This window comes from Aquabacterium sp., from assembly GCF_030652515.1.
Lineage (GTDB): Bacteria > Pseudomonadota > Gammaproteobacteria > Burkholderiales > Burkholderiaceae_C > Aquabacterium.
Window position 1 is genome coordinate 210,903 of the sequence record NZ_JAUSAR010000188.1, and the last position, 12,549, is coordinate 223,451.

The following is a 12,549-nucleotide window of genomic DNA, read 5'->3' on the forward strand; positions in this document are numbered from 1 at the left end:
TTGGCTCACACGTTGAGCTGATTCATGGATCACGCCAGACGTTGGACATGCGTGGGGAGTTTGCACTGCAGCAATCGTTTCATTTAGCCTGCTTGACATCCCGCTACTTCGGAGGCGGGCTTGTCAAGATAGGGGATTGGATGCCGGGTCTCACCTTGAGGGTGAACTGGGCCGAAGGTACGTGGCTGTCCGATCTACCCTCTTCCGCCCAAGTCATCCAAGAGCTCAACCTTGTGACTCAGCTGATAGAAAGTCGGTGGCTGGAGATTGAACATGACTTGCGCGCCTGGCATTCTGGCCCGAGGCAAAAGCCAATCCATTGGGTAGATTTGCCCGGGGAGATCACCGTGTCGTGGACCCATCGTGTAGCCAGGATTGAATCGCCGGCAGTCGATTTCACAGCGCACTGGCCGGGACTGCCACTTATGGCATGCCAAGCCAGCAGCTAAGAAATTGCAATGTAGATCGGAATGAGCAGTGATGCTAACAAGTACCTTGAGTTGTACCTGTCGGCCGAGGCCGTCTTGATCTCCCTCGGAGGTGCTTGGGTGGCTTGGTGGCAGCTTGATGCTGCCAAGGTGCGCAACCGTCTCTCTGTTCGGCCCCTACTGCGCTTAAGGTGATCCAGCGAGCGGCCGAAGGCACGCGCCGAACTCTTTCGCATAGGCAGCAGTGATGGGCTTGTTGGGCGAATGCGGGTTGACGTTGTTCCGGGCGTTGATCCTATCGACCTTGTCACCATCGATGTACGCGGACAGAGGCTTCTTACTGCCGTACCAGCCCTCCAACATGCCGCGTATCAGAATCTGACCAGCTATGTCTGGATCGAGCACCTTGTCAGGAGCCGACACCAGATCGAGGCCAAGCTTCGCGCCCGTCTTTTGGTAGTTCTCGCGGAGAGTGATCTGTACGAAGCCGCGCCCGTAGAAGCGCTGCCCATTGACGTCAGGCAGCGCGTAGTTGGCTCGCGCCGACTTTCCGGACTTGGCCGCCCTGTCGGCGAGCAGCTTTCCGATGGCCCGCTCGCGGCACCCCTCATCAGAGCCACAGCGCGGCGCTTCGCGCACTGGCTCAAAGGTGCCCATCGATTCCCGCCTGACCGTTCCCAACACGAAGGCGAGGCGATTTGCGTCGGCATCTCCGAACTTTTCCCAGCTATCGAGGAGATGATTGAGGCCCGCCTTCATTGGCTCCGAAAGCAATGTCTTGCCTTTAGTTACTGCTGCCGTGCCTTCATCATTTATCTCATAGTTTTGCAGGACGGCGCACTTGTCGAAGAACCAGGCGCGATCCGCTTTGAACGGTGCACAGAATGAGGTGCCGGGAATCGCGCAGGCAAGTAGCGCAGCCATCGGTAGTCTCTTGACTAGGCCATGGCGTGCAATCGCCTTTGCTGCTATGCGAGTCATGTTCACCTTTCCTCCCGGGGCAGCATGGTTGCTGATTTGCGTGAAGCTAAGCCATCGTGGCACCGTCGTCAATCCTGGCAACGATAGGCAGCGCCTGGAGATGACGTGTGCGCGTTGCCGATTTCGAGCAGGTTGACCGATCCCAGTGGGACGACTCCAGTTGGTCGCGTCGCCAGGCTTGGTGTTACGAAGTATGGCTGACTGCCATGAGCCAGTGGACCATGCTCTTCGAGGCTCCCAGCGTCGCTTTGAGGGTGCCTGTCGTTCACAAAGACCTTCGACGTTCCACGAACTAGGGGTTGCAGCTTCTTCGAAGAAAACTGAATATTTGGGAACTCGCGAATGCAAATCGCCAAGCGGGGCTTTTCCATCAGAACGCGTACAGGGAGTGGGCGATGAAGATTGATGAGGCGTATGCGAGCTTGAACTTGATTCAAGACTTCATTGCTCCGGGCAGCTCGAACCGGCCGGGGCAAAAATTAGTTCCTAGGTTTATCACGGTTCACAACACTGACAATGCCAGCAGCAATGCTAATGCGGCTGCCCACGCGAAGTATCAAAAGGGCGCTGACGCTCGCGCTCGAAAAGTTTCGTGGCATTTCACCGTCGATGACAAAGCAGCTTTTCAAAGCGTTCCAACAAATGAAGTGGCGTGGCACGCGGCATCTTCGCAAGGTAACGGTAGCAGCATTGGTGTCGAAATATGTATGCATCCGGAGATGAACGTTTCCGACGCATATAACAAAGCGGCACTGCTCATTGCGCTTTTGGCAAAGCGATCCAACATCCCCCTGCCGGCTGGCATCGTTCAGCACCATCATTGGTCGGGCAAACATTGCCCGCGCGTTTTGCGAGACAAGCCCGGAGGATGGGAGTCGTTCGTCCAATCTGTGGTTATTGCTCACAATGGACTCGAAGAGATCGAAGCTATCGATCTTCAGGCTGGGCACGATCATGACCACGGCGATGCAGCGGACCCTGTTGAATCGCCTGATGAATGGCGCGGTGATCACAAGGTTATCGCTAGAAAAGGCCTTCGGCTTAGGTCTGGACCAGGAACTGATTTCAGCACGATAACTATCTTGCCTTTTGGAACATCGGTAAAGGTACTGTCTCGCATGGCTGACTGGGTTCAAGTGCAGATAGATCCAGGCGAAGGCGCGGATGGCTTCGTTCACTCCGCATTTGTCGATCCACTGGGGTGATTACTGTCCCTCGGGACCTTGGAATTTATTCCAGAAGGGAGAGGCTATGCAGACGGCAGTTAATGTGGTGCACGTTCAGTCTGTTGTAAGCGTGCTAATGCTAGTTGGCGTTTTGGTCGCCTCGACTCTTTTCCAACAACGGGCAACTAAGCAGTACCGCAGGCTTCTCGATGAGATGGCACCCAGAGTAAAAAGTACAGAAATATTTCTGTCAGCTGAACGTTATTTCAAGCGCCGAGAGTGCGAAAACGTTTTCACATCAGGTCCACATGCTCTTCCAGTTTGGTTGCTGATATTCGTGGTGACGGCATGTTCAATCGGGACGTACTTTGGAGCCGTATTTTACGGAGAAAAGGGTGTGGATCCGGTGCCAAGTTTTGTCTTAGGCGGAGCCTATGCCATCGATCCTGCAGGTGCAATCGAAAATTTACATAGATACCAGGCAGGTACGGCTTTCATAGGCTCTATGGCTTTCTTGGGTGCGTATCTCTGGGTCATCGGTCAGGTTGTCAATCGTATTGATAATAATGACATGAATCCGTCGACATATTATTTTCTCTCGATCCGGATCTTGACTGCTTGCCTCGTCGCAGCGCTGGCTCGTCACATTATTGAGGGCATTCCGCTTCTTCGAGGATTTGTTTACTCCGAAGGGGGCAAAGACGCCGAGTTTCCTGTAGGACTGGCAATCTTTGGATTTCTTATCGGCTGGAACCCTGCGCTATGGATTCAAGAAACTCTTCTAAGGATCGGTGACCTGATCAAAACTCAGATTCCATCTCAGCGTTGGCCGCAGAAGCAAGACTTGCCGTTGAATCTTACGCTATTGATGTTGCAAGGGATGGTTCCAGACAAGATTGATCGGATGAATGAGCTAGATATTGAGAATTGTCAAAAAATGGCGAGTGAGAATCCGATCATTCTTTGGATTCGAACCGCTTATACATTGGAACTCATCCTTGACTGGATCTCACAGGCGCAGCTTGCCATCCGATTTGAGGGAGATACGTTCTATAAGCTCAGGGCTGTCGGGATTAGGGACATTTTCAGCTATGGTGCAGCAATTTCGAATGAACAATCGCTAGATGCCATTTCAGAGAAGATTGGCGTTCCAAAGTCAATCCTCCTTAGTCACGCAAGTTCAATGTTGACATGCCCAGCATGCGGGCGCCTCAAAGCGCTTCGCATGGCCTTGCTGCCAGAAGCTACGAATAAATCAGTTGGCCAGCTAAACGAAAAGGATTGCGATAGCGCAGGCTGTTGTGGGTGAGAAGAAGTTGTCGGCTGAATGGCCCCCAACTTTCCAATAGGAAATTGCCAGATTAGGATTTTTCGCGAGCATCTTATACAAGAAAATATATCTTGTGTGCATTCATCATCACTAAACGGAGGTACAGAATATGCGGCATAAAACCAATTATCTTTTGATGGGGATTTTGACGCTCACGCTCGTTACGAGCGGATGCACGACAATACAACTTGTCTCAAATTACGATGAGACCATTGATGGTCAAGCTCAACAAGTGCAAAAGAAGTTCGATACGTATTTCATTTCTCTTCAGGCGGCTAAGGGCGACGATTTGAAATACAAATCTCAACAAAAGCTTTACCAGGAGCTACTTGCTGATCTTAATGCAATGAGCATCCGCGCCAGTGGTATTTACAAAAACAAAATAACGATAGAACAGATCGATTTGGCGAAAGAGAATTTGGCTTACTTAGTTCTTCTGCATAAACAATGCATAACGACCCCGCTAACAGATAGTCAAAAAGAAAAAGTAAGAACTAATGGCATAGACTTGTCCTTGGACTGCAGGGTTGACAATGGGGCTACAGAAAATGTGCCGGATAGAGGCGACATTGCTATAAATCGATTTGTTGTGGCGCCCATTCAATCGTTGTTCAATCAACATATTGGCGCAGTTATGGCGCTTGAGTTGGCTAAGAAGCGCGGCGAAAATCAGTCAAAGTAAAGGGGTGAGAAAATGGCTAATATAGACGTTCAGCAAATACTTCCTGGAATGATCGCTGCAGCTAAGGGCGTTTTTGACCAGAAATGGCCAGTGATTCAGGACTATGCAGGGCCTGAATTTGAAAAACTGGCAAGGACACTTGTGCAAATTGAGACGTTGAAAATAAGTGGACAAATTGGTGCTGCCGAAGCAAGCGTTCTTTTTGAGATGCAAAAGAACACGGCTAGAGCAGTAATGCTTGCGCTTAAAGGGATGTCCCTTCTATTGGTGGAGGGAGCAATCAATGCGGCATTGGGGGCCGTTAAGGATGTCATTAACACGGCACTTGGCTTCGTTCTCCTTTAGGGCCGATCACTGCGCCCCGCATAGGTCTTGGCTCGGTGGCCTGCAGGGTGCGGTGAGTCGACTGACAGACTTGAAACGGTTGATTTATAAATTATCGTGATGTTTTATAAATTAGCTTGACTTCTTTCAGGGCGGCTCACCACCCAAGCCGGGCGAGATCTCCTTGTCCCATCACGGCGTGCTTTTCCTCGACGAGTTGCCCGAGTTTCCCCGCGCCGCTCTGGAGGCGTTGCGTGAGCCGCTGGAAACTGGCCACATCACCATCTCACGCGCGGCCCGGCGCCATGATTTCCCGGCACGCTTCCAGTTGGTGGCCGCCATGAATCCTTGCCCCTGCGGGCACTTGGGCAATCCGCTCAAGGCCTGCCGCTGCACGCCAGACCAGGTCACGCGCTACCAGGGCAAGCTCAGCGGCCCTTTGCTGGATCGGGTCGACGTGCAGGTGGAGGTGCCAGCCGTGTCGCCCGACATCCTGGCCCAAGCCCCTGATGGCGAAGCGTCGGCGCTGGTGGCCGAACGAGTGGCCCAGGCACGGCAGCGCCAGCTGGACCGGCAAGGCTGCCTCAATGCCGTGCTGGATGGTGCCGGGCTTGACAGCCTGGCCATGCCCGATCCGGCCGCCATGGCCTTTCTGCAAAGCGCCAGCGCGCGCCTGGGGTGGTCGGGGCGGGGGTTTCACCGCGTCCTGCGGCTGGCCCGCACGATCGCCGACCTGGCCGAATCCGACGCCATCGGGCTGGCCCACGTGGCTGAAGCCATCCAGTACCGGCGTGTGGTGCAGGCGCCGTGATCCATGGCCCTGGTTTTGGAGGATCATGTGGCGCTTGATGGATTGGCTCCAAGGACACACACATGAAAACTGCGTTGATCACAGGTGGCAACAGCGGCATTGGCAAGGAAACGGCGCGTGCGCTGGTGGGCTTGGGCTGGCGGGTCTTGATCGCAGCGCGCGATGCGGCCAAAAGCCGTGCGCTTGTGGAGTCGATCCGCGCCGCCAACCCCCGCGCCGAGATCGACTGGTTGGCGGTCGACCTGTCGGATTTCAATGGAATCCAGGCCTTTGCCAACGAGGTGTCTCGCCGCCTGCCGGTGATCGACGCGCTGGTGTTGAACGCCGGCTTGTACACGCGCCAATTGACCACCAATCACGCAGGCATCGAGCTGATGTTCGCCACCACGCACCTGGGGCATTTTTTGCTGACCCACCATCTGCTGCCCAATGTGCGCGCCTCCCGCGATGGGCGCATCGTGGTGAGCAGCTCGGTGGCCCATTGGATGGGTGGGCGGATGGACCTTGGCACCATGAACAAGCCGTCTCGCAGCCAGGCTTTGCAGTGGGCGCCCTTCAAGGCCTATGGCCGTTCCAAGCTGGCCAACATGCTGTTTGTGCGTGAACTGGCCAAGCGACTGCAAGGCACGTCGATCAAGGTCAACGGCTTCCACCCGGGCGGCATCAAGAGCGACTTCTGGCGTGACACGCCGGGCTGGGTCACGGCGCTGGTCGATCCCTTCCTGGTGTCAGAGGCCAAAGGTGCCAAGACCCAGATTCACCTGGCCTCGCACGAGGGCCTGAGCGCCACGGGCGAGTACTGGTCGGCCCGCAAGGTGCGCCGGGGCAGTCCTGCCAACCGTGATCCCGCCTTGAGCCGCCAGCTTTGGCAGTACAGTGAACAGGTGTTCGGGATCACCCATTTTGGCCAACCGGCCATGGTGGCCCCTCAAATGAAAGCCGGTTGATCATGGTGACAAGCAAGCAATCTTTCGTGGCACTGCTGTTGGCAGCGGTGTGTTCGGTCAGCGTGGGGCAAGAGCCGCTGGTGCAGGTCAACGATGCCTGGGTTCGGCAAGCGGTCAAGGGGCAAAGCGGCACGGGGGGGTTCATGACGCTGACCAGCCGCGTGCCGCTCACCCTGGTGGGTTTTCGATCGCCGGTCTCAGCGTCGGCTGAACTGCATGAGATGAGCATGCAAGGTGATGTGATGCGCATGCGCGCCATCGACGCTTTGCCCCTGCCTGCCGGGCAGCCCGTGGCGTTGCAGCCGGGGGGGCATCACCTGATGCTGATGGGGCTCACGCGGCCCCTGTCTGTGGGAGATCACCTTGTGTTGACCTTGAAGCTGCGCGACGGCAAGGGCCAGATCATCAAACAGACCATCCGGGTGCCGGTGCTGGCCACCGCGCCAGCCGCCGCGACCGCCAGCCAGCCTCACTGATCTTCCAGGCGGCGAGGCGGATAAGTGTCCCAGCCATGGCAGCCGGGGCACTGCCAGAAGTAATGCTGGCTTTCAAAGCCGCAAGCGGCACAACGGTAGCGCTGCAAGGGCTTGGCGGCCGTGGCCAAGGCATCCTGCAGGCGTTCTATTTCAGGCACGGTCAATGGCACGCCGGTGCTGAGGCTTTCGCGGATCACCCCTTGCGCGGCCGATAGCGAGGGCTGGTTGCTCAGGTGGGTGATGAGGCGTTGGCGCCGCAGGCTCGGCTCGTCTTGCAGGCGATTGAGCGCCGACAGCAGATCCACCGAGGGCGCTTGCTTGTACAAGGCCTCCAGCCTGGCCAGCGCCTCGGCCACGCCATCGCTGGCTTGCGCGCTGGTGGCGTAGTCTTGTGCCACCAGTGAGAACGCCTGCGGTTGCAGCGCCATCAACTCGTCCCACACCTTCAAGGCGGCGGCATGCTGCCCCTGGCGCACCAGGCGGTGCCCTTGCATGACCAGCGGGCGCGCGGCTTGAGGCGCGGCTTCGCGGGCGCGGACCAGGGCCTGTTCGGCTTCATCATGGCGTCCCCGGGCATCGGCTTCATGCGCCACTTCACACCAGTGGTGGGCCATGCGTTGAGCGAATGAGCCGGTGCCGGCGGCTTCCAGTTGGCGGGCTACCTCGATGGCCGGGTGCCAGTTGCGTGAGCGCTCGTGCAAGGTGAGCAAGGCCAGTCGGGAGTCGGTGCTGAAGGCCGTGCCTTCCAGTGCCTTGAAGGCCGTCTCGGCGCGGTCGAACAAGCCGGCCTTCAGGAAGTCCTGGGCCAGGGCGTGCTGGGCGCGTTCACGGTCATCGCGTCGCAAATCACCGCGCGCCAGCAGGTGTTCGTGAACGCGGATGGCCCGCTCGTACTCACCACGGCGGCGGAACAGATTGCCCAGTGCAAAGTGCAGGTCAGACGTGTTCGGATCTTGCTGAACGGCTTCGATGAAAGCGTCAATGGCTTTGTCCTGCTGCTCGTTGAGCAAGAGGTTCAGGCCTTTGAAATAGGCTTGCGGCGAGGCGCTGTCTTCGCGCTTGAGCTGGCGCAGGTCCAGGCGCGAGGCCACCCAGCCCAGCAAAAAAAAGCCAGGCAGGGCCAGCAGCAGCCATTGCAGGTCAAATTCCATGGGGATGCGTGCGGCGTTGAGTGATCACTTGCCGGGCTTGCGCGGGGCGGGCATGTCGGGCGGGTGCGGCAACTCGGCGGGCATGGTGGAGTGGCCACCCGATCGGCTGTTGGCGTGGGTGGCGACCGGGGCCTGGACCACGGTTTTTTCCGGCAACAGGTGCAGGCGTTGGCGGGCATCGCGGCGATGCCGCCACCAACTGGGCACCATGGCGAGCACACCCACGGCACACCCCAGGCCAAACACCGCCAGGACGATGAAGACCATCGGGGCCTGCGAGCGGTAGCCCCAGAACCATTGCAACTCGACGAGGTGCATGTTGTTCAGGGCAAAGGCAAACAAGACGAAGAACACCAGGCCACGCAACAACCAGGTCAATAAGCGCATGGGTTGCCTCAGGCTTTCCGGATGAGGGCCTCGGCCTCGACGGCCGATGGGGTGATGTCTGCGACTGGTGCTTCGCCCCGGGCGTCCACCGCTTCTCGCAGGGCCTTGCCAGGCTTGAAGTGGGGCACCAGTTTTTCAGGGATCAGCACCTGCTCGCCCGAGCGCGGATTGCGGCCCATGCGGGGCGGACGGCGGTTGATCGAGAAGCTGCCAAAGCCCCGGATCTCGATGCGGTGACCATGGGCCAGCGCCTCGGACATCGCGTCAAGGATGGTCTTGACGGCGAACTCGGCATCACGCTGAGTCAGCTGGCCAAAACGCTCGGCCAAGCGGGCCACTAGATCGGAACGGGTCATGAGGGTGTCACGTCAAAAGATCGGGGGCTGTGATGAAAACACGCGGGTCGGGAAAGACAACAGGGTGTGCTCATCACAACCCCCACCGGGGCCTTCTTGAGAAAAACTCGAAAAGAAACTCGGTGGGGATGGATGGTCTCAGAGAAACGGGATCAACCGTTGTTCTGGTCCAACTTGGCCTTGAGCAAAGCGCCCAGGCTGGTGGTGCCGGAGCCTTCCTTGGCATCGGCGACGTTCAGACGTTGCAGAGCTTCTTGCTGCTCGGCGCTGTCCTTGGCCTTGACCGACAGTTGCAAGGAACGGGTCTTGCGATCCACGTTGATGATGACGGCGGTGACTTCGTCGCCTTCCTTCAGCACGTTGCGGGCATCTTCCACACGCTCGCGGGCGATTTCGGAAGCACGCAGGTAGCCGGTGACGCCTTCGGTCAGTTCGATCTCGGCACCCTTGGCGTCGACGGTCTTGACCTTGCCGGTCACGGTCATGCCACGGTCATTGACCGAGGTGTAGTTCGTGAACGGATCGGAATCCATCTGCTTGATGCCCAGGGAGATGCGCTCGCGCTCGACGTCGATGGCCAACACGATGGCTTCGACTTCCTGGCCCTTCTTGTAGTTGCGCACGGCGGCTTCGCCGGGCTCGTCCCAAGACAGGTCGGACAGGTGAACCAGGCCATCGATGCCTGCGGCCAGACCAACGAACACGCCGAAGTCGGTGATCGACTTGACGGGGCCCTTGACCTTGTCGCCGCGCTTGAAGTTGACGGCGAAGTCGTCCCAAGGATTAGGCTTGCACTGCTTCATGCCCAGGGAGATGCGACGCTTGTCTTCGTCGATTTCCAGGACCATGACTTCCACTTCGTCGCCCATGTTGACGATCTTGTTGGGGGCCACGTTCTTGTTGGTCCAGTCCATTTCGGAGACGTGCACCAGGCCTTCGATGCCGGGTTCGATCTCGACGAATGCGCCGTAGTCAGCGATGTTGGTGACCTTGCCGAACAGGCGGGTCGAGGCGGGGTAGCGACGCGAAACGCCGACCCAAGGATCGTCGCCCATTTGCTTCAGACCCAGCGAGACGCGGTTCTTCTCGGCATCGAACTTCAAAACCTTGGCGGTCAGTTCCTGACCAACCGTCACGACCTCGGAAGGGTGACGGACACGGCGCCAGGCCATGTCGGTGATGTGCAGCAGGCCATCGATGCCGCCCAGATCAACGAAGGCACCGTATTCGGTGATGTTCTTGACCACGCCATTGATGATGGCGCCTTCGCGCAGCGTCTCCATCAGCTTGGCGCGTTCTTCGCCCATCGAAGCTTCAACCACAGCACGGCGTGACAGCACGACGTTGTTGCGCTTGCGGTCCAGCTTGATGACCTTGAATTCCATGGTCTTGCCTTCGTAAGGACTCATGTCCTTGACGGGGCGGGTGTCCAGCAGCGAGCCGGGCAGGAAGGCGCGGATGCCATTGACCAGAACGGTCAGGCCGCCCTTGACCTTGCCATTCACAGTGCCGATGACGAATTCGCCGGAGTCCAGTGCGGTTTCCAGCGACATCCACGAGGCCAGGCGCTTGGCCTTGTCGCGCGACAGGATGGTGTCGCCATAGCCGTTTTCGACGGCGTCCACGGCCACCGAGACGAAGTCGCCCACTTGGACTTCGAGCTCGCCTTGGTCGTTCTTGAACTCTTCGATTGGCACGTAGGCTTCTGACTTCAGGCCTGCGTTGACCACGACGAAGCTGTGTTCGATGCGCACCACTTCAGCAGTGATGACTTCGCCCGTGCGCATGTTGGAGCCCTTCAGGGACTCCTCGAACATGGCGGCGAAAGAATCTGCGCCCGAATAGGCGGCGGTTTGTGCTTGAGACATTGAGGATTTCCTGTGCCGGCTTGGGGCCAGCGGTGCGGCTTCATCGACAGGAACGACGAAGCACGGTTGGGTTGAGAACATGACACCCTGGCTTGCACAGTACAAAGGCAAACCCTGGCGAAAACCAAACCTTCACCGGGCGGTGAAGGCTGAGTGTCACAGCCTTAAATCGGCTTCACGTCATTGACAACACTGGCTTTGACGTGAGGCCACCCGTCGACCCACCATCCCAACACTGTTTCGGCCGATTGGTCGCTGGTCAGTGCGGAGTTGTCGAGTTTTCGGGCATCTGGTGCAGGGACGAGGGGCGACACGGCGCGGGTGCGATCCCGCAGGTCGCGCGACTCCAGGTCCGCGCAGATCTCATCAAGGTTAGCAGAAAACCCCTTTGAAATCAATTGGTTATATCGGCGCTCGGCCCGTTCTTTAACGCTTGCGGTCAAAAAGACCTTGAGCGCGGCATCCGGGAAGATCACCGTGCCCATGTCGCGGCCATCGGCCACCAGACCGGGCAGGCCCCTGAAACTGTGCTGCAGATCGACCAGCGCCTGGCGCACGCCTGGAATGGCGGAAATGCGCGAAGCCATTTGCCCGGCGGCCTCCTGGCGCAAGTCCTCGCTCACTTCCTTGCCATTCAGCCACACATTGTGCTGTTCGAAGTGCAGCGGAATGTGGGTGCCGATCTGGCGCGCGATTTGGGTCACGGCCTCCTGGTCGTCGGGGTCGATGCCCTTTTCAACGACCATCAGCCCGGTCACACGGTAGAGCGATCCCGAATCCAGGAACTGGTAGCCCAGGCGGGTGGCCAGGTTGCTGGCCAGCGTGCCCTTGCCCGAGGCGGAGGGGCCATCGACCGTGATCACGGGGATCAGGGCGGGATGGGTGTCGGCCACCTGGAACAGCGTTTCGAAATAATCCGGGAAGGTTTTGCCCACACAGCGCGGGTCTTCGATCCGAACGGAAATGGGCCGGCCGGGCGTGGCGGTAGGCGCCAGCGGGTTGAGCGCCGCCAGCGAGAAGCACATCGCCATGCGGTGGTCGTCGTAGGTGTGGATGCTGGCGTGCTGCCAGGTGAGGGGGGGCGTCACCTCGATGAAGTCTTCGCCCTCGACCACGGTGGCACCCAGCTTGCGCAACTCGGTGGCCATCGCGGCGATGCGGTCGGTTTCTTTCACGCGCCAGCTGGCGATGTTGCGCAGGCGGGTCGTGCCGTGGGCATACAGGGCCATCACGGCCAGGGTCATGGCCGCGTCGGGGATGTGGTTGCAATCCAGGTCGATCGCCTTGAGGGGCCAGGCGCCCCGGCTCACTTCCAGCCAGTTGGGGCCGCTGGTGATCTGGGCGCCCATGGCCTGCGCGGCCTCGACGAAGCGGATGTCACCCTGGATGGAGTCTGCGCCCACGCCTTCGATGCGCAGCGGCTGGTCGGTGGCAGCCAGTGCGCCCGCCGCGATGAAATAAGACGCCGATGAGGCATCGGCCTCGACGTGGATCTCGCCGGGCGATTGGTAGCGGCTGCGCTGCGGGATGACGAAGCGTTCCCAGCCCTGGCGTTGCACCTGGATGCCAAAGCGCGCCAGCAGGTTGAGCGTGATCTCGATGTAGGGCTTGGAGATGAGCTCGCCCTCGACCTCGATGGTCA

General features: G+C 58.6%; 12 protein-coding genes and 1 pseudogene. 7 read left to right on the top strand and 6 right to left on the bottom strand.

What is annotated here, in order from left to right:
* Positions 1–614: 614 nt before the first annotated feature.
* A complete protein-coding gene (locus Q7V20_RS21795) occupies positions 615–1,352 on the bottom strand; it encodes a glycoside hydrolase family 19 protein (protein ID WP_304795873.1) in 738 nt (245 codons plus the stop codon).
* Positions 1,353–1,804: 452 nt separating this feature from the next.
* Between Q7V20_RS21795 and Q7V20_RS21800 the strand changes: the two genes are divergently transcribed.
* From Q7V20_RS21800 to Q7V20_RS21830, 7 genes and pseudogenes are all read left to right on the top strand, one after another.
* Positions 1,805–2,614 carry an N-acetylmuramoyl-L-alanine amidase gene (locus Q7V20_RS21800; RefSeq protein WP_304795875.1) on the top strand — a complete coding sequence of 270 codons (810 nt, stop codon included), beginning with the start codon at positions 1,805–1,807 and terminating at the stop codon, positions 2,612–2,614.
* 46 nt (positions 2,615–2,660) lie between these two features.
* Positions 2,661–3,884, top strand: coding sequence for a hypothetical protein (locus tag Q7V20_RS21805; protein WP_304795877.1), 1,224 nt, complete (start codon positions 2,661–2,663; stop codon positions 3,882–3,884).
* A gap of 130 nt (positions 3,885–4,014) precedes the next feature.
* Positions 4,015–4,587: a hypothetical protein gene (locus Q7V20_RS21810; protein ID WP_304795879.1), complete on the top strand. Its 573-nt coding sequence runs from the start codon at positions 4,015–4,017 to the stop codon at positions 4,585–4,587.
* A 12-nt stretch (positions 4,588–4,599) separates the two neighbouring features.
* Positions 4,600–4,932: a hypothetical protein gene (locus Q7V20_RS21815; protein WP_304795881.1), complete on the top strand. Its 333-nt coding sequence runs from the start codon at positions 4,600–4,602 to the stop codon at positions 4,930–4,932.
* A gap of 130 nt (positions 4,933–5,062) precedes the next feature.
* Positions 5,063–5,722: pseudogene (locus Q7V20_RS21820) on the top strand (ATP-binding protein); the annotation flags it as partial.
* A gap of 62 nt (positions 5,723–5,784) precedes the next feature.
* Positions 5,785–6,669 carry an SDR family oxidoreductase gene (locus Q7V20_RS21825; protein WP_304795883.1) on the top strand — a complete coding sequence of 295 codons (885 nt, stop codon included), beginning with the start codon at positions 5,785–5,787 and terminating at the stop codon, positions 6,667–6,669.
* 26 nt (positions 6,670–6,695) lie between these two features.
* Positions 6,696–7,145, top strand: coding sequence for a copper chaperone PCu(A)C (locus Q7V20_RS21830; protein WP_304795885.1), 450 nt, complete (start codon positions 6,696–6,698; stop codon positions 7,143–7,145).
* On the opposite strand, the gene lapB is transcribed toward Q7V20_RS21830, so the two are convergent.
* From lapB to cmk, 5 genes are all read right to left on the bottom strand, one after another.
* On the bottom strand, positions 7,139–8,296 hold the full coding sequence (lapB, locus tag Q7V20_RS21835; protein ID WP_304795887.1) for a lipopolysaccharide assembly protein LapB: 1,158 nt from the start codon (positions 8,294–8,296) through the stop codon (positions 7,139–7,141). The genes Q7V20_RS21830 and lapB overlap by 7 nt on opposite strands.
* Before the next feature lie 24 nt (positions 8,297–8,320).
* Positions 8,321–8,683, bottom strand: a complete 363-nt coding sequence (locus Q7V20_RS21840; protein WP_300546821.1) for a lipopolysaccharide assembly LapA domain-containing protein — start codon at positions 8,681–8,683, stop codon at positions 8,321–8,323.
* 8 nt (positions 8,684–8,691) lie between these two features.
* Positions 8,692–9,039 (bottom strand): integration host factor subunit beta, encoded by a 348-nt coding sequence (locus Q7V20_RS21845; protein WP_304795890.1) that lies wholly within the window; start codon positions 9,037–9,039, stop codon positions 8,692–8,694.
* Positions 9,040–9,191: 152 nt separating this feature from the next.
* Positions 9,192–10,907 carry a 30S ribosomal protein S1 gene (gene rpsA, locus Q7V20_RS21850; protein WP_230181727.1) on the bottom strand — a complete coding sequence of 572 codons (1,716 nt, stop codon included), beginning with the start codon at positions 10,905–10,907 and terminating at the stop codon, positions 9,192–9,194.
* Between the two features lie 164 nt (positions 10,908–11,071).
* A partial coding sequence (gene cmk / locus Q7V20_RS21855) for a (d)CMP kinase (RefSeq protein WP_304795892.1) occupies positions 11,072–12,549 on the bottom strand: 1,478 nt, incomplete at its 5' end.

What these genes read in the sequence shown, in the direction of transcription:
- Q7V20_RS21810 (WP_304795879.1), top strand. Translation starts at nt 4,015, where the DNA reads ATGCGGCATAAAACCAATTATCTTTTGATGGGGATTTTGACGCTCACG.
- rpsA (WP_230181727.1), bottom strand. Translation starts at nt 10,907, where the DNA reads ATGTCTCAAGCACAAACCGCCGCCTATTCGGGCGCAGATTCTTTCGCC.
- Q7V20_RS21825 (WP_304795883.1), top strand. Translation starts at nt 5,785, where the DNA reads ATGAAAACTGCGTTGATCACAGGTGGCAACAGCGGCATTGGCAAGGAA.
- Q7V20_RS21805 (WP_304795877.1), top strand. Translation starts at nt 2,661, where the DNA reads ATGCAGACGGCAGTTAATGTGGTGCACGTTCAGTCTGTTGTAAGCGTG.
- Q7V20_RS21845 (WP_304795890.1), bottom strand. Translation starts at nt 9,039, where the DNA reads ATGACCCGTTCCGATCTAGTGGCCCGCTTGGCCGAGCGTTTTGGCCAG.
- lapB (WP_304795887.1), bottom strand. Translation starts at nt 8,296, where the DNA reads ATGGAATTTGACCTGCAATGGCTGCTGCTGGCCCTGCCTGGCTTTTTT.
- Q7V20_RS21815 (WP_304795881.1), top strand. Translation starts at nt 4,600, where the DNA reads ATGGCTAATATAGACGTTCAGCAAATACTTCCTGGAATGATCGCTGCA.
- Q7V20_RS21800 (WP_304795875.1), top strand. Translation starts at nt 1,805, where the DNA reads ATGAAGATTGATGAGGCGTATGCGAGCTTGAACTTGATTCAAGACTTC.
- Q7V20_RS21795 (WP_304795873.1), bottom strand. Translation starts at nt 1,352, where the DNA reads ATGGCTGCGCTACTTGCCTGCGCGATTCCCGGCACCTCATTCTGTGCA.
- Q7V20_RS21840 (WP_300546821.1), bottom strand. Translation starts at nt 8,683, where the DNA reads ATGCGCTTATTGACCTGGTTGTTGCGTGGCCTGGTGTTCTTCGTCTTG.